Genomic DNA, 20,080 nt, shown 5'->3' on the forward strand with positions numbered 1-20,080 from the left:
TACGGTGCCGCGCGAACGGCCCCGACCGGCCCCGGCCCGGAGTCGCCCACTCTACCGGGCCGGGAATACGGAGGTCAGTGCTCCGCTGAGGAGTGGTCAGCGGAAGCCGGTGCCGAGGTGACCAGTTCGGTGAGGACGCCGTGGCAGTCCTTGGGGTGGAGGAAGGTGATCCGGGAGCCCATCGAGCCCGTCCGCGGCTCGTCGTAGAGCACCCGGACGCCCTTGCCGCGGATCGCCTCGGCGTCGCCGTCGACGTCCGCGGTGCCGAAGGCGATGTGGTGGACGCCCTCGCCGTTCTTGGCCAGCCACTTGCCCACCGCGGAGTCCTCGCGGGTGGGCTCCAGGAGCTGGAGGTAGGAGGCGCCGCCGTCGTCCGTGGCGTTGATCCTGAGCATGGCCTCGCGGACGCCCTGCTCCTCGTTGACCTCCGAGTGGTAGACCTCGAAGCCGTACGTGGCACGGTAGAACTCGACGGTCCTGTCCAGGTCGAAGCAGGCGATCCCGATGTGGTCGATACGCGTCAGCATGGCTCCAGTGCACCCCCGGCGGGGTGGTTACGCAACGTGCGCGCCGTCACACCGGCAGGCCGGTGACCTCGCGCCGCACCGCTCAGTACATTGGCGGTAAACCCTCGTTCACTCCTCATCCCCAAGGGGCCGTGCCTCATGTCTGGAACGACCGGTACCACCTCAGTGATCGTCGCGGGCGCCCGCACGCCCATGGGTCGCCTGCTCGGCTCGCTCGCCTCCTTCTCCGGCGCCGACCTGGGCGGCTTCGCCATCAAGGCCGCGCTCGACCGGGCCGGCATCGGCGGCGACCAGGTGCAGTACGTGATCATGGGCCAGGTGCTCCAGGCGGGCGCCGGGCAGATCCCCGCCCGCCAGGCCGCGGTCAAGGCCGGCATCCCGATGAACGTCCCCGCCCTCACCGTCAACAAGGTGTGTCTGTCGGGCCTGGACGCCATCGCGCTGGCCGACCAGCTGATCCGCGCCGGCGAGTTCGACGTGATCGTCGCCGGTGGCCAGGAGTCCATGACCAACGCCCCGCACCTGCTGCCGAAGTCCCGCCAGGGGTTCAAGTACGGCGCGATCGAGATGCTCGACGCGATGGCGTACGACGGTCTGACCGACGCCTTCGAGAACATCGCGATGGGCGAGTCCACCGAGAAGCACAACACCCGCCTCGGCATCGACCGCGCTGCGCAGGACGAGATCGCCGCCCTGTCGCACCAGCGCGCCGCCGCCGCCCAGAAGAACGGCGTCTTCGAGGCCGAGATCACCCCGGTCGAGATCCCGCAGCGCAAGGGCGAGCCGGTGGTCTTCGCGAAGGACGAGGGCGTCCGCGCCGAGACGACCGTCGAGTCCCTCGGCAAGCTCCGCCCGGCCTTCGCCAAGGACGGCACGATCACCGCCGGCACCTCCTCGCAGATCTCCGACGGCGCCGCCGCCGTGGTCGTGATGAGCAAGGCCAAGGCGGAGGAGCTGGGCCTGGAGTGGATCGCCGAGATCGGCGCCCACGGCAACGTGGCCGGCCCGGACAACTCGCTCCAGTCGCAGCCGTCCAACGCCATCCGGCACGCCCTGAAGAAGGACGGCCTGACCGTCGACGACCTCGACCTGATCGAGATCAACGAGGCGTTCGCCGCGGTCGCCGTGCAGTCCATGAAGGACCTCGGCGTGTCCCCGGAAAAGGTGAACGTCAACGGCGGCGCCATCGCGCTCGGACACCCGATCGGCATGTCCGGTGCCCGTGTGGTGCTCCACCTCGCCCTGGAGCTGAAGCGGCGCGGCGGCGGCATCGGCGCGGCCGCGCTGTGCGGCGGCGGCGGTCAGGGCGACGCCCTGATCATCCGCGTCGCCGGCAAGTAAGACAGCACCACGTCACAGGGAGAAACACGCATGGTGGACGTCCCCGCTCTGGTCGCCCAGGCACGGGAGGGCCGGCCGCGGGCCGTGGCCCGGCTGATCTCGCTCGTGGAGGGGGCGTCGCCGCAGCTGCGCGAGGTGATGGCGGCGCTGGCCCCGCTCACCGGCAACGCCTACGTGGTGGGCCTGACCGGCTCGCCCGGCGTCGGCAAGTCGACGTCGACCTCGGCGCTGGTGACCGCGTACCGCAGGGCCGGGAAGCGGGTCGGCGTGCTCGCCGTCGACCCGTCCTCGCCGTTCAGCGGCGGCGCGCTCCTCGGCGACCGGGTGCGGATGTCGGAGCACGCCTCCGACCCCGGCGTCTACATCCGCTCGATGGCCACCCGCGGGCACCTGGGCGGTCTCGCCTGGTCCGCCCCGCAGGCCATCCGGGTGCTCGACGCGGCCGGCTGCGACGTGATCCTGGTGGAGACCGTCGGCGTCGGCCAGTCCGAGGTGGAGATCGCCGGGCAGGCGGACACCTCGGTGGTGCTGCTGGCCCCGGGCATGGGCGACGGCATCCAGGCCGCCAAGGCGGGCATCCTGGAGATCGGCGACGTGTACGTGGTCAACAAGGCCGACCGGGACGGCGCCGACGCCACCGCCCGCGAGCTCAACCACATGCTGGGCCTCGGCGAGGCCCGCGGCCCGGGCGACTGGCGGCCGCCGATCGTGAAGACGGTCGCGGCGCGCGGCGAGGGCGTGGACGAGCTGGTGGAGGCCCTGGAGAAGCACCGGGCCTGGATGGAGGAGCACGGGGTGCTGGCGGAGCGCCGGAAGGCGCGGGCGGCCCGCGAGGTGGAGACCATCACCATCACGGCGCTGCGCGAGCGGATCGGCGACCTGCACGGGGACCGGCGGCTCGACGCGCTGGCCGAGCGGATCGCGACCGGCGCGCTCGACCCGTACGCGGCCTCCGACGAGCTCCTGGCGAGCCTGACCGGCAACTGACCGGCCGGCCCCGGCCGGCCGGAACGCGGAAGGGCCTCCCCGTCCTCGGGGAGGCCCTTCCGCGCATCTCTGTCAGGTCACGGCTTGCCGCGCTTGCCGCGGAGCCGCTCGGCGACCGGCTTCAGCGACTCGTGGAGGTCGCCGAGCGCCTCCGGGGTGAGCCGGTCGATGAAGTGGTCGCGGACCGACTCCACGTGGTGCGGGGCGACCTTGCGCATGGTCTCCATGCCGTGGTCGGTGAGGACGGCGTACAGGCCGCGCCGGTCGGACTCGCAGTTCACCCGCTCGACCAGGCCGGCGTTCTCCATCCGGGTGATCTGGTGGGAGAGGCGGCTCTTGGACTGGAGGGTGGCGGTGGCGAGGTCGCTCATGCGGAGCCTGCGCTCGGCGGACTCCGAGAGGTTGACGAGGATCTCGTAGTCGTTCATGGTCAGGCCGAAGGGCTGGAGGTCCCGCTCCAGCTGGTGCGTCAGCATTCTCTGGACGTCGAGGAAGGTGCGCCACGCGCACTGCTCGGCGTCGGTGAGCCAGGGAGTGGCCGTCTCGGTGTCCATAGAGTGGATTCTACCTAAGAAGTTGAATACTTGACGATATCTGCGGGGTGACGCTCGGCACCCGCCAGGCCGGCCGCGCGCCCCGCGCGGCCGTTCGACGCGTCACGCTCCGCAGAGTACCGCTCACAGCCCGAAGCGCCGCTGCAGGTCGCCCAGCTGGCCGGGAAGGCGCGGTACCGCACCCTGCGCCGCCTGGCCGGAACCGTGCGCTCCGTGCCCGCCCGGCACCCCCGCCTGGGCCGGCGGACCGCCGATCGCCCGCTCCGCCATCAGCAGCTCCGTCGACTGGAGCAGCACCGTGCCCGCGCCGACGAACTCGAACTGGTGCTCCTCGCCCGAGGAGCCCCCGATGCCCGTCAGGGCCCGCACGCCGCCCATCACGCCCGTCAGGTAGGCGTGGTCGTAGTGGTGGCAGGGGGAGGGGCAGTCCGCCCAGCCGACCAGCGCCTGCGGGTCCACCCGCAGCGGCGGCTCCATGAAGACCACCGGCCCGTTCGACGCGGCCACGAACTTGCCCGTGCCGATCAGCGTCACGAAGCCCGGCACGATCGACTGCTTCAGCGCCAGCGTCGGCTGGTAGGCCAGCAGGTTCCCCGAACGGATCGTCAGGTTGCCCTCGTCCAGGTCGTACGAGTTCACGTCGAAGGCCCGGTCCGCCAGCAGCATCTTGCCGGTGCCCTCGGCCACCACCCAGTCGCTCGCGTGCAGCGGCGAGTGGAAGGCGGTCCGCACCAGCCGGTCGAGCCGTCCGTGCCCGATCCCGTTGAACTCGATCCGCCCGTAGTAGGCGATCATCTTCCCCTTCTGCAGGAACCAGGGGGAGCCCTTCAGCTCCACGCAGAAGGTGTACGCGTTGACGTTGTCGTCCGACGGCAGGGTGTGCGGATCGTGGATGACAGGGGTGCTCACAGCTTCTCCTCCGACGCCTGGACGTACACCGCACCGCTGCCGCTGAGCTCCAGCTGGAACGCCTCGCCGGAGCCGCGGCCCACCATGTCCCGCCAGCCCAGCGCCGTCGAGAGCTTGTTGCGGACGTCGCCGTGGTGGGCCACGTACGCCTGCGGGTCGACGTGCACCGGACGGCCCGGCGTGATCGGCAGCTCGATCACCCCGCCGTGCGCCATGACCGCCACCGAGCCGTGGCCCTTGAGGGTCGTGGTGAAGAGGCCCTGGCCGGTCACCTGGCCGCGGACCAGCCCCATCACGCCGCCCTGCGAGCCCATGAACATGGTGCCCTGCTCCAGGGTGCCGTCGAAGGCGAGCAGCCGGTCCGCCTCCACGTAGAGGGTGTCGCCGGTCAGCGCGATCACCTGGATGTGGTGGCCGCCGTGCCCGAACATCACGGTGCCGCTGCCCTCCACGGTCATCAGCGGCGTCGCCTCGCCGGCCACCCGGCGGCCGATCATCGACATCAGGCCGCCCTGACCGCCCGCCATGTTCGGCGTGAACGTGACGTCCCCGCGGTACGCGAGCATCGCGCCGCGCTGACTGAAGAGGCGCTGACCGGGGATCACGGTCGCCTCGACCATCTTCGAGTTGATCTCACGGAACGGCACTAGACGTCCCCTCCGATCGTGTTGCGCTCGCTCGGCTGCACATAGACGAGGCCGTCGCCCTCGAAGCGGATCTGGAACGCCTCGCCGCCGCCCTCGCCGATCAGGGTGCGGAAGGTCACACCCGACTGGAAGTGCTGCTGGAGGTTGCCCTGGTGGGCGATGTACGCGCCCGGGTCGACCGACAGCGGGTACTGCGGGGTCACCCGGAGCACCGTCGCCGGGCCGTCGGACATGATCGCCGCCTGGCCGGTGCCCTCCACCGTGGTGGTGAAGAGGCCGTTGCCGGTCGCGCCGCCGCGCAGCCCGGTGAAGGTGGTGCCGGTGCGCAGCCCCGCGTCGGTGCAGAGCAGGTTGCTCGCCTCCACCCACAGCTTGTCGCCGTGCAGCTGGACGAGGTTGATCTCGGAGGCCCGGTCGGCGAACCAGCAGGTCCCCTGGCCCCTGACCTCCATCACCTCCATCTGCTCCCCGGTCAGCCGCCGGGTGACCATGCCGCGCAGGCCCTCCCCGCCGCCGCTCATCTTCTTGAACGCCATCTGCCCGTCGTAGGCGACCATCGAGCCGTTCTTCGCCTTGACGGCGTCGCCGGTCATCGTCACGGCGAGCACCTTGCTGCCTTGGAGTCGGAACGTAGCCACCGGTCGAAGGTAGCGGGGACCCGGATAAAGAGACAGCAAAGTCGGCATGCACAATGGACCCGCCCGCCCTTGTGCATCCGTTCACAAGATCGGCTCGGCAGCCTGCTCATCGGCTCGAACGAAGGTGACCCCTCCGTGGACCTCAAGACCGCTTCCTCGCTCCACCGCCTCCGGCTCGTCTCCGCGCCCGAGGCCGTCTCGTTCCTGCTCCTGCTGGTCTGCTCGGTGCTGAAGCGGACCACGGACTTCAACGCGGTGCCGGTGATGGGCGCCGTCCACGGCCTGCTCTTCGTGCTGTACGTGCTCTTCTGGCTGGACGCCTGGAACCGCACCAAGTGGAGCTTCGGCACCGCGGCGGTCTACTTCGTCCTCTCCGTCCTGCCCTTCGGCGGCTTCTTCGCCGACCGCAAGCTGAAGGCCGAGGCCGAGGCGGCCGTCGTCGCCTCCCGGGCCCGCGCCGAGGCCGCCGAGGGCGCGGTGAAGGCGTGATCGTCGCGTTCTCCGTCACCCCGCTCGGTGTCGGCGAGGAGGTCGGCGCGTACGTCGCCGACGCCGTCCGGGTGGTCCGCGAGTCCGGCCTGCCGAACCGCACCGACGCCATGTTCACCAGCGTCGAGGGGGAGTGGGACGAGGTCATGGACGTGGTGAAGCGGGCCGTCGCGGCCGTCGAGGCCCGTGCCCCGCGCGTCTCCCTCGTCCTCAAGGCCGACATCCGGCCCGGCGTGACCGACGGTCTCACCGCCAAGGTCGAGACGGTGGAGCGCCACCTGGCCGGCTGAGTCCGCCGCATCCGACGCCCCTGGCCCTCCGGCCAGGGGCTTCGTCGTTTCCCGGGGAGACTTTGAGCGGATGCTCAACATCCGCTACCGTCCTCCTTGAGCGAGCGCTCAAGACGGGGTGACCCCGTTCTCCGGCCACCGCCGGCGCCGGTGTCTCCGCGGGGGAGTGCCACCGGGCCGGCGGCGCGCCGCGTCCGCGGGAAGGGGTGGGATGGCTCAGGACGCCAAGGGGCGGGAGACCCGCGAGAAGCTGCTCGACGGCGCGCTGCGATCGCTCGTCGAGCACGGGATCACCGGGACCTCCGCCCGGTCCGTCGCCGCCGCCGCGGGGGTCAACCAGGCGCTGGTCTTCTACCACTTCGGGTCCGTCGACGAGCTGCTCGCCGCCGCCTGCCGGCGCGGGGCCGAGCAGCGGGTGGCCCGCCACCGCGACCGGCTCCGGGCCGTCACCGGTCTCACCGAGCTGCTCGCCTTCGGCCGCCGGATGCACGAGGAGGAGCGGGACGCCGGGCACGTCGCCGTCCTCGCCCAGCTGCTGGCCGGCGCCCAGAGCCACCCCAGGCTCGCGCCCGCCACCGCCGCCGGGCTCGACCTGTGGGTCGAGGAGATCGAGGCCGTGCTGCGGCGGGTGCTCGCCGGCACCCCGCTGGACGGCTTCGCCGACCCCGCCGGGCTGGCCCGGGCCGTGGCCGCCTCCTTCGTCGGGCTCGAACTCTACGAGGGCGTCGACCCGGAGGGCGCCGAGGCGGCCCTGACCGCGCTGGAGCAGCTGGGCGCGCTGATCGCCGCGGTGGAGGAGCTGAACCCGGTGGCGCGGAAGGCGGTCGCCTACACGCTGCGTCGATCGGGTGGACGGGGGCGCTAGAACGCCCTCACTCGGAGTACTCCAGTCGACACGCCGGATGATGTCCCTTTTCGTGGGGATATCGACCCGATCGACGACAGCTGGAGGCACCGTGCGGCCGGGAGGCTACGACTACGACACCTACAGCCGACTCGCCGGTCCCCTCACGGAACCGGACACGGCGGAGTACCAGGTGCAGTACACGAGTCTGCTCTCGAAGGAACCGCACCGAATACGAGCCGTCCTCCTCATGGCCCTCGCGCCGCTGCTCTCCGCGGTGCTCCTGGCCTACCTGGTCTGGCCCACCCACTGGACCGTCCGCGAGGGCGACGACACCTGGCGGGTGCCGTACGACACGGTGATGCTCGTGTCGATCGGCCTCATCTGCCTCTTCATGCTGGTGAACGTCACCTCGATCGCGCACGCCACCATGGTCGCCCGCGACCCCGTCCCGGTGTACCCCGCGAAGGGCACCCGGGTCGCCTTCCTCACCACGTACGTGCCCGGCAAGGAACCCCTCGCCATGGTGCGCGGCACCCTGGAGGCCGCCGTCCGCATGCGGCACGACGGCACCCTGCACGTCTGGCTCCTCGACGAGGGCGACTCCGACGAGGCCAAGGCCCTCTGCGCCGAACTCGGCGTCCGGCACTTCACCCGGGCCGGCGTGCCCGAGTGGAACCGCCGCAAGGGCCCCCACAAGGCGAAGACCAAGCACGGCAACTACAACGCCTGGCTCGCCATGCACGGCGACGCCTACGACTACTTCGCCTCGGTCGACACCGACCACGTCCCGCTCCCGAACTTCCTGGAGCGGATGCTCGGCTACTTCCGCGACCCCGACATCGCCTTCGTCGTCGGACCGCAGGTCTACGGCAACTACACCGGTGCCGTCACCAAGGCCGCCGAGTCCCAGCAGTTCCTCTTCCACGCGCTCATCCAGCGCGCCGGGAACCGCTACCGCGCCCCCATGTTCGTCGGCACCAACAACGTCGTCCGGATCGCCGCGCTCAAGCAGATCGGCGGCCTCTACGACTCCATCACCGAGGACATGGCCACCGGCTTCGAGCTGCACCGCCGCAAGAACCCGGCCACCGGCCGCCGCTGGCGCTCCGTCTACACCCCCGACGTGCTCGCCGTCGGCGAGGGCCCCGAGTCCTGGACGGACTTCTTCACCCAGCAGCTCCGCTGGTCCCGGGGGACGTACGAGACGATCATCAAGCAGTACTGGAAGGCGCCGTTCAGCATGCCGCCCGGCCGCCTCCTCAACTACACGCTGATGCTCGTCTACTACCCCATGACGGCCGTCAACTGGCTGCTCGGCATCCTCAGCTGCGTCCTCTACCTGTGGCTCGGCGCCTCCGGCACCCAGGTCTCCTCCCAGGTCTGGCTCATGATCTACAGCGACGCCGTCGCCCTCCAGATCGGCCTCTACCTCTGGAACCGCCGCCACAACGTCTCCCCGCACGAACCCGAGGGCTCCGGCGGCCTCGCCGGCATGGTGATGTCCGCGCTCTCCGCGCCCATCTACCTGAAGTCCCTCGGCTCCGCGCTGCTGCGCACCCGCGGTCGCTTCGTCGTCACCCCCAAGGGCGGCGCCGCCAGCCCCGACCGGGTCCTCACCTTCCGCATCCACCTCTACTGGGCGGTCGTCCTCGTCGCCTCCCTGGTGGCCTCGGTCCGCTTCGACCACACCCACGCGGCCATGCGCACCTGGGCGGTCCTCGCCCTGGTCATCGCGCTCGCCCCGGTCACCGTCTGGACCTGGACCCTGCTGCGTGACCGGCGGGCCCGGGCGCTCCGCGAGCGGGCCCGCACGCGGACCCGCGACCGCCGTCTCGCCCTCGCCCCGAAGGGGATCGAGCTGCGCACCGTACCGCCGCTGCCGCAGTTCCCGCCCCTGCCCCCGCACCCGCCCGCGACCCCCGCGCCCACGACGACCGGAGGGAACTGATCCATGGCCTACCGGCCGTCCAAGAAGTTCAAGAAGACCCTGCTCGGCAGCGGCGCCGTCGTCGTCCTCGCGGCGCTCAACGCCCCCGCCGCCGTCTCCTTCGCCTCGGAGAAGTACCACGCCTACAAGATCGCCCAGCCCGGCTACAAGAAGAAGTACGGCTCCTGGGGCGGCGTCTCCGTCCCCGACGGGGCCCGGATCAACGCCATCCACGCCGCCCTGCTGCACACCGGCAAGGTGCTGCTGATCGCCGGCTCCGGCAACAACCAGAAGAACTTCGACGCGGGGACCTTCGACACCGTCCTGTGGGACCCGGTGAAGAACACCTTCAAGAAGATCCCCACCCCCGAGGACTTCTTCTGCGCCGGCCACAGCCAGCTCCCCGACGGGCGGCTCCTGGTGGCCGGCGGCACCGCCCGCTACGAGGTCCTCGACGGCGGGGTCAAGAAGGCCGGCGGCGGGATGCGGGTGAAGAACGAGAGCCCCGACAAGGCCGTCACGCTGAAGAAGGGCACCCGCTTCCGCTCCCCGTCCGGGGTCGAGTACGTGACCACCACCGACGTCACCGTCCCCAAGGCGAAGCGCGAGTTCGAGATCTCGTACTTCAAGAGCGGCCAGATGAAGCCGTGGAAGACCAAGGTGACCGCGGCCGAGGCCCGGGTCTTCGTCGAGGCCGTCGAGGAGGGCCCGCAGGGCCTCACCACCGAGGCCGCCCAGTACGAGGTCGTCGGGCTCAAGGGCGAGCAGGCGGACAACGTGTACGGCCTCGCCCAGAAGCTCACCACCGAGAAGCAGGACTTCCAGGGCATCAAGGCCGCCTACGAGTTCGACCCCAAGGCGGAGAAGTACATCCCGGTCGCCCCGATGAAGGACGCCCGCTGGTACCCGACCCTCGTCGGCCTCCAGGACGGCAAGGTCCTCGCCGTCTCCGGGCTCAACGACGTCGGCGACGTCGTCCCCGGCGACAACGAGATCTACGACCCCGTCACCAAGAAGTGGAGCAAGGGCCCCTTCCGCTACTTCCCCACCTACCCCTCGCTCTTCCTCACCAAGGGCGGCAAGCTCCTCTACACCGGCTCCAACGCCGGCTACGGGCCCGCCGAGAAGGGCCGCGCGCCGGGCCTGTGGGACCTGAAGACCAACAAGTTCACCACCCTGCCGGGCCTGACCGACCCCGACCAGCTGGAGACCTCCGCCTCGCTGATCCTGCCGCCGGCGCAGGCGCAGAAGGTGATGGTCCTCGGCGGCGGCGGGGTCGGCGAGTCCGCCAAGTCCACCGCGCGCACCTCCATCGTCGACCTGAACACCGACAGCCCGACCTTCCGGGACGGCCCCGCCCTCCCGCAGGGCACCCGCTACCTCAGCAGCGTCCTGCTCCCCGACGACACCGTCTTCACCACCGGCGGCTCGCGCGACTACCGCGGCCGCGGCGGCAGCGACATCCTCAAGGCCCAGTTCTACGACCCCGCCGCCAACGCCTTCGCGGCCGCCGCCGACCCCACCGTCGGCCGCAACTACCACTCGGAGGCGCTGCTGCTGCCCGACGGCCGGGTCGCCACCTTCGGCTCCGACCCGCTCTTCGACGACAAGGACAACACCAAGCTCGGCACCTTCGAGCAGCGCATCGAGGTCTTCACCCCGCCCTACCTGCACAAGGCCGGCGCCGACCGGCCGACCCTCGGCGAGGGCCCGCGGGAGCTCGACCGGAACGGCCGCGCCACCTTCAAGACCAAGGACGCAGGCCGGATCGCCAAGGCCCGCCTCATGCGGCCCAGCGCCGTCACCCACACCACCGACGTCGAACAGCGCTCGGTGGCCCTGGAGCTGACCAGGGGCAAGGACGGGCTCACCGTCACCGTGGACGCCCCCGAGGACCGCACCCTCGTGCCGCCCGGCTGGTACATGCTCTTCGTCACCGACGACGCCGGCATCCCCTCGGAGGCCACCTGGGTCCAGGTGAAGGGGGACTGACGCCGGACACGGTCAGGACTCCGCGCGGCGGGCGAGACCGAGCGCGTAGTCCGGCCACCAGGTCCCGGCCGCCGGGCCGCCCCGGCACTGCCCGTCCGAGTCCCCCGGACGCTTGATCCACAGATACGCGTCCACCAGCGCGTCCCCGGTCCGGTCCGTCGGCGGCACGCCGAGCGACCGGCCCGGGGGATTGCACCAGGCATCCGCCCGGTCGCCCGGGAGGGGGCCGGCGCCGTTCCGGCTGGTGTCGATCGTGAAGTGCATCCCGCCGAGCAGCCCCGACAGGGTCGCCCCGAAGTCCCGCACCGCGGCGTTGGTCTGGAAGTTCGACACGTTCAGCGAGAAGCCGTCCGCGCGGGAGATCCCCGCCCGCCGCAGCGGCTCCACCAGCTTCCCCGGATCGTCGATCCACGCCGGGTTCCCCGCGTCCAGGTAGACCCGGGTCCGCGGCTGCCGCTTCAGCCGCTCGATCGCCTCCGTCAGCAGCCGCGACCGCTCCTCGTGGTACTGGCCCGGCGTGCAGCCGTCCACCATGTGCGGCACCGCGTCCGGTTCGAGCACCACCACCGCCGAGGCGTCCCCGATCGCCGACGCGAAGGCGTCCACCCACTCCCGGTACGCCTGCCCGTCGGGCGCCCCGCCCGCCGAGTACATGCCGCAGTCCCGGTGCGGGATGTTGTACGCCACGAAGACCGCCGTCCGGTTCTCGGCCGTCGCCCCGCGCACCGCCCGCAGGATCTCCGGCACCGGGTCGTCCCCGGCCGGCCAGTCCGCGACCGGCTGCTCCGAGATCCGCTTCAGCACCCGGGCGTCGTCGGTGCGGCCCTGCGCCTCGTACTGGCGCACCTGCTTCGCCGCGTCGCTCTCCGGGTCCACCCAGAACGGCGAACCGCCGGTGGGCGCCGGGGCCTCGCCCTTCGTCGCGGGCGGGCCGACGGGGGAGGGGGCGGGCCCGTCGGAGGAGCATCCGCCACCGGTCAGCAGCAGGACGGTCGCGAGGGCGAAGGCGGTGGCGGTGGTACGGCGGGACATCCGGCCCCCAGGGTCGGCAGCACAGGGGAGTGGCGGTGGCGGAACCAACGGGACGTATCGTGACATGACGGTCAGCCGACGTCCGGCTGCGACACCGCGATCCCCAGCGGCGTCCGCTCGTACAGCACCTGGTGGCCGTAACGGCGCGCGGTCAGCAGCCCCGCGTCCCGCAGCACGGAGAGGTGCGCCGAGACCGACGACGGCGCCCGCCCCAGTCGGTGCGCGAGGGCCGTCGTCCCCGTCGGCTCGTCGAGCGCGCACAGCACGTCCGCCCGGACCGGGCCGAGCAGCCGGGCCAGGGCCTCCGGCGTCCGCTCCCGCGACTCCGTCCACAGCCCGCCGATCCCGCGCACCGGATACACCACCGTCGGCTGCCACGGCTCCTCGAAACCGCTCACCACCTCCGGCCAGATGAACACCGACGGCATCAGCACGAGCCCCTGCCCGCCCAGCGCCCGCACGTGCTCGCCGCGGTAGCCGCCCACCTCCAGGACCGCCGCCTCCGGGTCCCAGGTGAAGGACGGGTGCAGCTCGCCCAGCAGCCGCTCCAGACCGCCCTCCGCCAGCCGCCGCGAGTGGTACGCGACGTCCGCTTCGAGCAGCGCCCGCAGCCGGGGCCAGTGCGGGGCGATCAGCGCCTCCCAGGCGGCCTCCAGCAGATCCGCCAGCCGCTCCACCGCGCCCGCGGGGTCGGCGAGCAGCCGCCGGCCCTCCGCGCTCTCCGCCGCCCCCGGCGTACCGGCCAGCGCCCGGGCGAGATCCGGCCCGACCAGCGCCGGATCGACCGCCCGCACGGCGGCCAGCTCCTCCTCGAAGGAGGCGGCGGGCCCCAGCGGCGGCGGGTACAGGAAGTCCGGCGAATGCCCCCGCACCGGCATGAGCAGCTGCAGCGGCGCCAGCTCCAGCTCCCGCGCCGCCCCGCCGATCCGCCGCAGCCACGGCAGGTGGTACCCCTGCTGCCCCGGCCGCGCGAGCACCCGCACGGCCGACTGGGTCTCCCACAGCGGCGACACGGCGAACCGGATCCGCAGCGGATCGGCCTCACCGAAGACGAGGTGATACGGCACCCGGGCCCCCAAGATTCGGCTGGAGCCGAAAGTCTAGGCCCGGCGGCCCCCGCACCGCAGGCTGCGGCCATGCCCCCGACCACACCCACCGCCGCCGCCGCGTCCGAGACCCCGCCCCCGCCGGAGCCCACGGCCGCGCCCGCGGCCGGAGCCGCCGACGCCTCCCCGACCGGTTACGCCGCCGTCTTCCGGGTCCGGGAGTTCCGGTGGGTGTTCGGGGCGCACCTGCTGTCACTGCTCGGGCTCGTCGTCAGCGAGATCGCGCTCACCGTGCTCGTCTACGACCTCACGCGCTCCCCGCTGCTCTCCTCCCTCACCTTCGCCCTCGGCTTCCTCCCGTACCTCCTCGGCGGCACCCTGCTGGCCGGGCTCGCCGACCGGCACCCGCCCCGCCGGGTGCTCGTCGTCTGCGACCTGGTCTGCGCCGGGGCCGTCGCGCTGATGGTGCTGCCCGCCACCCCGGTCGCCGGGCTCCTCGCGCTGCGCTGCGCCGTCGCCGCCGTCGCGCCCGTCTTCCAGGGGACGCGGATGGCGACGCTCGCCGACATCCTGGGCGACGGCGACCTCTTCGTCCTCGGCCGCTCCCTCCTCCGGATCGTCTCCCAGTCCGCCCTGCTCGCCGGCTTCGGCGTCGGCGGCGTCCTGCTCACCGCCGTGCCCCCGCGCGGCGCCATCGCCCTCACCGCCGGCACCTTCCTCCTCTCCGCGCTCCTGCTGCGCCTCGGCACCGCCCGCCGGCCCGCCCGCGCCGCGGACCGGCGCGAGGGCCTCGGCGCCACCTGGTCACTGCTGCGGGACCGGCGGATCCGGGCCCTGATGCTGCTCTTCTGGGTGCCGCCGCTCTTCGTCGTCGTCCCGGAGGCCCTCGCCGCGCCCTACGCGGACGAGCTCGGCGTCTCCACCGCCGCCCTCGGCCTCCTCATGTGCGCCATGCCCGTCGGCACCATCGCCGGCGAGCTGCTGGCCGGCGCCGTGCTGCGCCCCGCCACCCGCTCCCGGCTGGTCGCCCCGCTCCTCCTCGCCGGCTTCCTCCCCTTCCTCCTCTACGCGCTCCGCCCCGGCCCCGCGCTCGCCGCGCTCGCCCTCGTGCTGGCCGGCGCCGCCGGCGCGTACACCCTCGGGCTCGACGCCTGGTTCGTCGCCGCCGTCCCGGAGGAGCGGCGGGGGAGGGCCATGACCCTCATGACGGCCGGGATGATGACCGTCCAGGGCGTCGGCATGGCCGGCGCCGGGCTGGTCGCCGAGTTCGTCCCCGTCCACCTGACCGTCGCGGGCGCCGGGGTCCTCGCCACCGTCGCCGTCGCCGCCCTGCTGGCCGAGAGCCGCGCGGCGGCCGGCCGAAAGATGAGACGGGGCTGACCGCCATATGACCAGTCGGTAAGGTCGGAGCGTGCCGAAGCCGCTCAGTCTCCCCTTCGACCCCATCGCCCGCGCCGACGAACTCTGGCAGAAGCGCTGGGGCCCGGTCCCCTCGATGGCCGCGATCACCTCGATCATGCGCGCCCACCAGATCCTGCTGGCCGAGGTGGACGCCGTGGTCAAGCCGTACGGGCTGACCTTCGCCCGCTACGAGGCCCTGGTGCTGCTGACCTTCTCCAAGGAGGGCGAGCTGCCGATGTCGAAGATCGGCGAGCGGCTGATGGTCCACCCCACCTCGGTGACGAACACGGTGGACCGCCTGGTGAAGTCGGGCCTGGTCGACAAGCGCCCCAACCCCAACGACGGGCGCGGCACCCTCGCCTCCATCACCGAGAAGGGTCGCGAGGTGGTCGAGTCCGCCACCCGCGACCTGATGGAGATGGAGTTCGGCCTGGGCGCGTACGACGCCGAGGAGTGCGCCGAGATCTTCGCCCTGCTGCGCCCCCTGCGGGTCGCGGCGCACGACTTCGACGAGGGCTGACCCCGGCGAAGATCGCCCGGAACGGGCGGTTACGCTCGACGGCATGAAATCCAGCGTGCTGACCCGCTACCGCGTCATGGCGTACGTGACCGCCGTCATGCTGCTCGTGCTCTGCGGCTGCATGGTCGCCAAGTACGGCTTCGACACCGGCGAGGACCTGACCTTCGCGGTCTCCCAGCTGCACGGTGTCCTGTACATCGTCTACCTCGTCTTCGCCTTCGACCTGGGCTCCAAGGCCCGCTGGTCGTTCGGCAAGATCGTGTGGGTGCTGCTCTCCGGCACGATCCCCTTCGCCGCCTTCTTCGTCGAGCGCAAGGTCGTCGCCGAGGTGAAGCCGCTGGTCAGCGGCGCGCAGCCGGTTCCCGCCAACGCCTGACACCCACCCCCGCACAGATGTGCGGGGGTCTGCCGTCGACATTTACTAGGACGTCCTAGTAAATTCGAAGGCATGGACGCTGACGCCATCGAGGAAGGCCGCCGTCGCTGGCAGGCCCGTTACGACAAGGCCCGCAAGCGGGACGCCGACTTCACCACGCTCTCCGGCGACCCGGTCGAGCCCGTCTACGGGCCCCGCCCCGGAGACAGCTACGAGGGGTTCGAGCGCATCGGCTGGCCGGGCGAGTACCCCTTCACCCGGGGCCTCCACCCCACCGGCTACCGCGGCCGCACCTGGACCATCCGCCAGTTCGCCGGCTTCGGCAACGCCGAGCAGACCAACGAGCGGTACAAGATGATCCTCGCCGCCGGCGGCGGCGGACTCTCGGTCGCCTTCGACATGCCCACCCTGATGGGCCGCGACTCCGACGACCCCCGCTCGCTCGGCGAGGTCGGCCACTGCGGCGTCGCCATCGACTCCGCCGCCGACATGGAGGTCCTCTTCAAGGACATCCCGCTCGGCGACGTCACCACATCGATGACGATCTCCGGCCCCGCGGTCCCCGTCTTCTGCATGTACCTGGTCGCCGCCGAGCGCCAGGGCGTCGATCCGGCCGTGCTCAACGGCACGCTCCAGACCGACATCTTCAAGGAGTACATCGCGCAGAAGGAGTGGCTCTTCCCGCCCGAGCCGCACCTGCGCCTCATCGGCGACCTGATGGAGCACTGCGCGCAGGGCATCCCCGCGTACAAGCCGCTCTCCGTCTCCGGCTACCACATCCGCGAGGCCGGGGCGACGGCCGCGCAGGAGCTGGCGTACACCCTCGCCGACGGCTTCGGCTACGTCGAGCTCGGCCTCTCCCGCGGCCTCGACGTCGACGTCTTCGCGCCCGGCCTCTCCTTCTTCTTCGACGCGCACCTCGACTTCTTCGAGGAGATCGCCAAGTTCCGCGCCGCCCGCCGGATCTGGGCCCGCTGGATGAAGGAGGTCTACGGCGCCAAGACCGACAAGGCGCAGTGGCTCCGCTTCCACACCCAGACCGCCGGCGTCTCGCTCACCGCCCAGCAGCCGTACAACAACGTCGTGCGGACCGCGGTCGAGGCCCTCTCCGCCGTCCTCGGCGGCACCAACTCCCTCCACACCAACGCGCTCGACGAGACCCTCGCGCTCCCCAGCGAGCAGGCCGCCGAGATCGCGCTCCGCACCCAGCAGGTGCTGATGGAGGAGACCGGCGTCGCCAACGTGGCCGACCCGCTGGGCGGTTCCTGGTACGTCGAGCAGCTCACCGACCGCATCGAGGCCGACGCCGAGAAGATCTTCGACCAGATCAAGGAGCGCGGCCTGCGCGCCCACCCGGACGGTCAGCACCCGATCGGCCCGATCACCTCCGGCATCCTGCGCGGCATCGAGGACGGCTGGTTCACCGGCGAGATCGCCGAGTCCGCCTTCCGCTACCAGCAGGCCCTGGAGAAGGGCGAGAAGAAGGTCGTGGGCGTCAACGTCCACCACGGCTCGGTCACCGGCGACCTGGAGATCCTGCGGGTCAGCCACGAGGTCGAGTGGGAGCAGGTCCGGGTCCTCGGCGAGCGCAAGGGCCGGCGCGACGAGGCCGCGGTCCGCGCCTCCCTCGACGCCATGCTGGCGGCGGCCCGGGACGGCTCCAACATGATCCCGCCGATGCTCGACGCGGTCCGCGCCGAGGCCACCCTCGGCGAGATCTGCGACGTGCTCCGCGACGAGTGGGGCGTGTACGTGGAGCCCGCCGGCTTCTGAGCCGGTCCGGCGACAGCGCGAAGGGCCGGTACGGGACTCCGTACCGGCCCTTCGCGCGCCCGCGTCAGCGGACCGAGCCCAGCACCTTCGACGGGGTGATCCGGAGCGTCACCCGGACCTTCTCCGGCGGCAGGTCCAGGTACTCCTGCCCGGCGCCGGCGCCCTCGTACTTCTCCGCCAGCGCCACCGCCAGGGCCCGGCCCTCGTCCTCGGCGACCGTGGCCGTGCCGCGTATCTCCGCGTAGCGGTCGGGGTCGCGCCGGTCGAGGAGGGTGAGGGAGACCCGGGCGTCGGCCCGGACGTTCTTGACCTTGCGGCGGCCTTCCTGGCTGGAGATCAGGACGTCGTCGCCGTCCCGGCCCACCCACACCACCGAGGTCTGCGGGGAGCCGTCCGGCTGGATCGTGGCCAGGACGGCGTGGTTCGGGTCGTCCAGCAGGGCGCGCACCGCCGCGGAGAGCGGGTTGTCCGTACGAGTGATCATGCGGGCACGCTAGCCCAGCAGCGCCACCGCGCCCAGGCCCCCCACCAGCAGCGCGGAGAGCCGGGCCACCCACTGGCCGTCCACCGGCTCGGCGCTCACCAGCGCCCGGTGCACCACCGCGCCGGCGACCACGTCGAAGATCAGGTCGTCGGTCGCGTCCACGGCCACCGGATCCCGGTCCGCGGGGAGTTCGCCGCGCTCCTGCGCCCGCCGCCGGCCGTCGAGGACCAGCCGTTTCTGGCGTTCCACGATGGAGGTGCGGATCCGCTCCCGCAGCGGCACGTCCCGGGTCGACTCGGCGACGACGGCCATCAGCGCGGTCTTGGTCTCCGGCCGCTCCAGGAGGGCGGCGAACTGGAGGACCACATGCTCGATGTCGGCCTGGAGGGAACCCAGGTCGGGCAGTTCGAGTTCATCGAAGAGGACGGCGACGGCGTCGACGACCAGTTCGTTCTTGTTGGCCCAGCGGCGGTACAGGGTGGTCTTGGCGACTCCGGCACGGCCGGCGACGTCGCCCATGGTGAGTTTCGACCAGCCCAGCTCCACCAGGGCCGCGCGGGTCGCCTCCAGGATGGCCGCGTCGGCCTCGGTGGAGCGGGGGCGGCCGGTACGGGGGGTGGTGCGGCTACACATGAACGACGACCATACTCGCCGGTAGGTAGGGCGCCAGAGGCCCGACGTGTGAGGCAGTTCACGGCCGGATGCTCCCCCGGGCCCGGCCCCGGCCATTACGCTACGACCCGTAGCGAAAGGCATCGAGCGGCCTGAGCGACAACCATGCAGGACCGCCGGGTGGGGACCCGGCGGGTACGGGCGCCCTCGGCGGAGGGCGCTGTTCAGCCATGGCTTACCGGTTCCGCGCGCGGAAGGGGGAGGATGTACTCATGCAGCCCCGAAACATGTCCATGAGCGGCGTCGTCGACCTCGCCGCGGTGAAGGCGGCCGGAGAGGCCAAGGCGAAGGCGGAGCAGGCGCGCGCCGAGGCGGCGCGCCACGGCGGACCCGCGGCGGTGCCGCCCTCCGCCCTCGTGATCGACGTCGACGAGGCGGGCTTCGAGCGCGATGTGCTCCAGCGCTCCGCCGAGGTCCCGGTCGTCCTCGACTTCTGGGCCGAGTGGTGCGAGCCGTGCAAGCAGCTGGGTCCGCTCCTGGAGCGGCTGGCCGTGGAGTACGACGGCCGTTTCCTGCTCGCGAAGATCGACGTCGACGCCAACCAGATGCTGATGCAGCAGTTCGGCATCCAGGGAATTCCGGCCGTTTTCGCGGTCGTCGCCGGCCAGGCCCTGCCCCTCTTCCAGGGCGCGGTGCCGGAGGCGCAGATCCGCGAGACCCTCGACCAGCTGATCCACGTCGGCGAGGAGCGCTTCGGTCTCACCGGCCTCACGGTGGACCGGGACGCGGCCGGCTCCGAGGCGGCGCGGCCGGTCGCCGGTCCGTACGACGCCCTCCTGGAGGCGGCCATGTCCGCCCTGGACGCGGGCGATCTGGCCGGCGCGGTGCAGGCGTACAAGAACGTGCTGGCCGACGACCCCGAGCACCCCGAGGCCAGGCTGGGCCTCGCCCAGGCCGAGCTGCTGCAGCGCGTGCAGGGCATGGACCCGCAGGCGGTGCGGAAGAACGCGGCCGACCACCCGGCGGACGTCGAGGCGCAGATCGCCGCCGCCGACCTGGATCTGGCGGGCGGTCATGTGCAGGACGCCTTCGGGCGGCTGGTCGAGACGGTCGGCCGGACCTTCGGCGACGACCGGAACACGGCACGGCTCCGCCTCCTCGAGCTGTTCGAGGTGATCGGCCCCGAGGACCCGCGGGTGATCGCGGCCCGGCAGGCGCTGGCGCGCGTGCTGTTCTGAGCCCCTGCTCCCCGGCCTGGGACTAAGCGCCTGCTCAGGGCGGGGGAGGGTGCCGGATCGTCCGACGATCTGGCGACACGGTGACAATCGGCGGCCGCGCTTTACCAAATCTTGATAATCGCGGCCGCTGTTACTTGCAGTAAATCGAACCCGTGGGTCTGTCCGGGTTCCCCCTCCTATAAGCGGATTTTCCGCACCTCGCGCCCCCACCCTGCGTGCCCGCCCGACGGCATCACGCCATGGCGCGGTCACGCGTCCGTTACTAGCGAGTAATGAACCCCTTGTGCGGGCGCCGGGAATGGACCACGATCGGCCACGCTCGGTCCGAACCGCACGCCCCGGCAACCGCCTGGGACGCGCGGCGCGGGTCCCCACCGGGCGGGCCGGCGCCCCAGGCTGCCGGCCATCGGACAGGGGGGTTCCTGCTCCCACCGGGCAGGACCTGTCCAC

The 20,080-nt window shown here is 72.0% G+C and carries 21 protein-coding genes; 12 read left to right on the forward strand and 9 right to left on the reverse strand.

Annotated features, from left to right (window positions below):
* Nucleotides 1-74 precede the first annotated feature (74 nt).
* A complete protein-coding gene (gene mce / locus ABFY03_RS25935) occupies nt 75-527 on the reverse strand; it encodes a methylmalonyl-CoA epimerase (RefSeq protein WP_319009550.1) in 453 nt (150 codons plus the stop codon).
* 138 nt (nt 528-665) lie between these two features.
* On the opposite strand from mce, the gene ABFY03_RS25940 reads away from it, so the two are divergent.
* Nucleotides 666-1,868 carry an acetyl-CoA C-acetyltransferase gene (locus tag ABFY03_RS25940; protein ID WP_346170954.1) on the forward strand — a complete coding sequence of 401 codons (1,203 nt, stop codon included), beginning with the start codon at nt 666-668 and terminating at the stop codon, nt 1,866-1,868.
* 30 nt (nt 1,869-1,898) lie between these two features.
* Nucleotides 1,899-2,855: a methylmalonyl Co-A mutase-associated GTPase MeaB gene (gene meaB, locus ABFY03_RS25945; RefSeq protein ID WP_319009548.1), complete on the forward strand. Its 957-nt coding sequence runs from the start codon at nt 1,899-1,901 to the stop codon at nt 2,853-2,855.
* Nucleotides 2,856-2,932: 77 nt separating this feature from the next.
* Here the strand turns inward: meaB and ABFY03_RS25950 are convergent, their stop codons facing one another.
* The 4 genes from ABFY03_RS25950 to ABFY03_RS25965 all read right to left on the reverse strand — a co-directional run bounded on the left by ABFY03_RS25950 (nt 2,933) and on the right by ABFY03_RS25965 (nt 5,603).
* On the reverse strand, nt 2,933-3,409 hold the full coding sequence (locus tag ABFY03_RS25950; protein ID WP_031006198.1) for a MarR family winged helix-turn-helix transcriptional regulator: 477 nt from the start codon (nt 3,407-3,409) through the stop codon (nt 2,933-2,935).
* 123 nt (nt 3,410-3,532) lie between these two features.
* On the reverse strand, nt 3,533-4,318 hold the full coding sequence (locus tag ABFY03_RS25955) for an AIM24 family protein (protein ID WP_319009547.1): 786 nt from the start codon (nt 4,316-4,318) through the stop codon (nt 3,533-3,535).
* The gene (locus ABFY03_RS25960) at nt 4,315-4,965 is read right to left on the reverse strand and encodes an AIM24 family protein (RefSeq protein ID WP_319009546.1); all 651 of its coding nucleotides are present in this window, start codon (nt 4,963-4,965) and stop codon (nt 4,315-4,317) included. Before ABFY03_RS25960 ends, ABFY03_RS25955 begins: the two co-directional genes overlap by 4 nt.
* Nucleotides 4,965-5,603, reverse strand: a complete 639-nt coding sequence (locus ABFY03_RS25965) for an AIM24 family protein (RefSeq protein ID WP_319009545.1) — start codon at nt 5,601-5,603, stop codon at nt 4,965-4,967. Before ABFY03_RS25965 ends, ABFY03_RS25960 begins: the two co-directional genes overlap by 1 nt.
* A 135-nt stretch (nt 5,604-5,738) precedes the next feature.
* Here ABFY03_RS25965 and ABFY03_RS25970 point away from each other — a divergent pair, with 135 nt between their 5' ends.
* The 5 genes from ABFY03_RS25970 to glxA all read left to right on the forward strand — a co-directional run bounded on the left by ABFY03_RS25970 (nt 5,739) and on the right by glxA (nt 11,148).
* Nucleotides 5,739-6,092 (forward strand): DUF3817 domain-containing protein, encoded by a 354-nt coding sequence (locus tag ABFY03_RS25970; RefSeq protein WP_319009544.1) that lies wholly within the window; start codon nt 5,739-5,741, stop codon nt 6,090-6,092.
* The gene (locus tag ABFY03_RS25975; protein WP_319009543.1) at nt 6,089-6,382 is read left to right on the forward strand and encodes an MTH1187 family thiamine-binding protein; all 294 of its coding nucleotides are present in this window, start codon (nt 6,089-6,091) and stop codon (nt 6,380-6,382) included. Before ABFY03_RS25970 ends, ABFY03_RS25975 begins: the two co-directional genes overlap by 4 nt.
* Before the next feature lie 211 nt (nt 6,383-6,593).
* Nucleotides 6,594-7,247 carry a TetR/AcrR family transcriptional regulator gene (locus ABFY03_RS25980; RefSeq protein WP_319009542.1) on the forward strand — a complete coding sequence of 218 codons (654 nt, stop codon included), beginning with the start codon at nt 6,594-6,596 and terminating at the stop codon, nt 7,245-7,247.
* A gap of 91 nt (nt 7,248-7,338) precedes the next feature.
* Entirely contained in the window at nt 7,339-9,177 is a 1,839-nt protein-coding gene (locus ABFY03_RS25985) for a glycosyltransferase family 2 protein (protein WP_319009541.1), read from the forward strand.
* A 3-nt stretch (nt 9,178-9,180) separates the two neighbouring features.
* Nucleotides 9,181-11,148, forward strand: coding sequence for a radical copper oxidase GlxA (gene glxA, locus ABFY03_RS25990; RefSeq protein WP_319009540.1), 1,968 nt, complete (start codon nt 9,181-9,183; stop codon nt 11,146-11,148).
* Between the two features lie 12 nt (nt 11,149-11,160).
* Here the strand turns inward: glxA and ABFY03_RS25995 are convergent, their stop codons facing one another.
* Together ABFY03_RS25995 and ABFY03_RS26000 are read right to left on the reverse strand one after the other, a co-directional pair.
* Nucleotides 11,161-12,180 (reverse strand): glycoside hydrolase family 6 protein, encoded by a 1,020-nt coding sequence (locus ABFY03_RS25995; protein ID WP_319009539.1) that lies wholly within the window; start codon nt 12,178-12,180, stop codon nt 11,161-11,163.
* 71 nt (nt 12,181-12,251) lie between these two features.
* On the reverse strand, nt 12,252-13,247 hold the full coding sequence (locus tag ABFY03_RS26000; RefSeq protein ID WP_319009538.1) for an ArsR/SmtB family transcription factor: 996 nt from the start codon (nt 13,245-13,247) through the stop codon (nt 12,252-12,254).
* Nucleotides 13,248-13,316: 69 nt separating this feature from the next.
* On the opposite strand from ABFY03_RS26000, the gene ABFY03_RS26005 reads away from it, so the two are divergent.
* From ABFY03_RS26005 to icmA, 4 genes are all read left to right on the forward strand, one after another.
* Nucleotides 13,317-14,606 carry an MFS transporter gene (locus tag ABFY03_RS26005; protein ID WP_346170955.1) on the forward strand — a complete coding sequence of 430 codons (1,290 nt, stop codon included), beginning with the start codon at nt 13,317-13,319 and terminating at the stop codon, nt 14,604-14,606.
* A gap of 31 nt (nt 14,607-14,637) precedes the next feature.
* Nucleotides 14,638-15,147, forward strand: a complete 510-nt coding sequence (locus ABFY03_RS26010) for a MarR family winged helix-turn-helix transcriptional regulator (RefSeq protein ID WP_319009536.1) — start codon at nt 14,638-14,640, stop codon at nt 15,145-15,147.
* 43 nt (nt 15,148-15,190) lie between these two features.
* Nucleotides 15,191-15,523, forward strand: coding sequence for a DUF3817 domain-containing protein (locus ABFY03_RS26015; RefSeq protein WP_346170956.1), 333 nt, complete (start codon nt 15,191-15,193; stop codon nt 15,521-15,523).
* Between the two features lie 72 nt (nt 15,524-15,595).
* Nucleotides 15,596-17,296 carry a coenzyme B12-dependent isobutyryl-CoA mutase large subunit gene (gene icmA, locus ABFY03_RS26020; protein ID WP_319009534.1) on the forward strand — a complete coding sequence of 567 codons (1,701 nt, stop codon included), beginning with the start codon at nt 15,596-15,598 and terminating at the stop codon, nt 17,294-17,296.
* Between the two features lie 64 nt (nt 17,297-17,360).
* Here the strand turns inward: icmA and ABFY03_RS26025 are convergent, their stop codons facing one another.
* Both ABFY03_RS26025 and ABFY03_RS26030 read right to left on the reverse strand, forming a co-directional pair.
* Nucleotides 17,361-17,780 (reverse strand): PPOX class F420-dependent oxidoreductase, encoded by a 420-nt coding sequence (locus tag ABFY03_RS26025; RefSeq protein ID WP_319009533.1) that lies wholly within the window; start codon nt 17,778-17,780, stop codon nt 17,361-17,363.
* A 9-nt stretch (nt 17,781-17,789) separates the two neighbouring features.
* Complete coding sequence (locus tag ABFY03_RS26030; protein ID WP_319009532.1) at nt 17,790-18,413, reverse strand: TetR/AcrR family transcriptional regulator; 624 nt, start codon at nt 18,411-18,413, stop codon at nt 17,790-17,792.
* Nucleotides 18,414-18,664: 251 nt separating this feature from the next.
* Between ABFY03_RS26030 and ABFY03_RS26035 the strand changes: the two genes are divergently transcribed.
* Complete coding sequence (locus ABFY03_RS26035; RefSeq protein ID WP_319009531.1) at nt 18,665-19,630, forward strand: tetratricopeptide repeat protein; 966 nt, start codon at nt 18,665-18,667, stop codon at nt 19,628-19,630.
* Nucleotides 19,631-20,080: the final 450 nt, after the last annotated feature.

This window comes from Streptomyces roseofulvus (assembly GCF_039534915.1).
Classification (GTDB): Bacteria; Actinomycetota; Actinomycetes; order Streptomycetales; family Streptomycetaceae; genus Streptomyces; species Streptomyces roseofulvus.

Bases quoted from the DNA above. Each gene is read 5' to 3' on its own strand.
- ABFY03_RS25995 (WP_319009539.1), bottom strand. From the start codon at position 12,180: ATGTCCCGCCGTACCACCGCCACCGCCTTCGCCCTCGCGACCGTCCTG.
- ABFY03_RS26015 (WP_346170956.1), top strand. From the start codon at position 15,191: ATGAAATCCAGCGTGCTGACCCGCTACCGCGTCATGGCGTACGTGACC.
- ABFY03_RS25980 (WP_319009542.1), top strand. From the start codon at position 6,594: ATGGCTCAGGACGCCAAGGGGCGGGAGACCCGCGAGAAGCTGCTCGAC.
- icmA (WP_319009534.1), top strand. From the start codon at position 15,596: ATGGACGCTGACGCCATCGAGGAAGGCCGCCGTCGCTGGCAGGCCCGT.
- ABFY03_RS25940 (WP_346170954.1), top strand. From the start codon at position 666: ATGTCTGGAACGACCGGTACCACCTCAGTGATCGTCGCGGGCGCCCGC.
- ABFY03_RS26030 (WP_319009532.1), bottom strand. From the start codon at position 18,413: ATGTGTAGCCGCACCACCCCCCGTACCGGCCGCCCCCGCTCCACCGAG.
- ABFY03_RS25950 (WP_031006198.1), bottom strand. From the start codon at position 3,409: ATGGACACCGAGACGGCCACTCCCTGGCTCACCGACGCCGAGCAGTGC.
- meaB (WP_319009548.1), top strand. From the start codon at position 1,899: ATGGTGGACGTCCCCGCTCTGGTCGCCCAGGCACGGGAGGGCCGGCCG.
- glxA (WP_319009540.1), top strand. From the start codon at position 9,181: ATGGCCTACCGGCCGTCCAAGAAGTTCAAGAAGACCCTGCTCGGCAGC.
- ABFY03_RS26005 (WP_346170955.1), top strand. From the start codon at position 13,317: ATGCCCCCGACCACACCCACCGCCGCCGCCGCGTCCGAGACCCCGCCC.
- ABFY03_RS26035 (WP_319009531.1), top strand. From the start codon at position 18,665: ATGCAGCCCCGAAACATGTCCATGAGCGGCGTCGTCGACCTCGCCGCG.
- ABFY03_RS26025 (WP_319009533.1), bottom strand. From the start codon at position 17,780: ATGATCACTCGTACGGACAACCCGCTCTCCGCGGCGGTGCGCGCCCTG.
- mce (WP_319009550.1), bottom strand. From the start codon at position 527: ATGCTGACGCGTATCGACCACATCGGGATCGCCTGCTTCGACCTGGAC.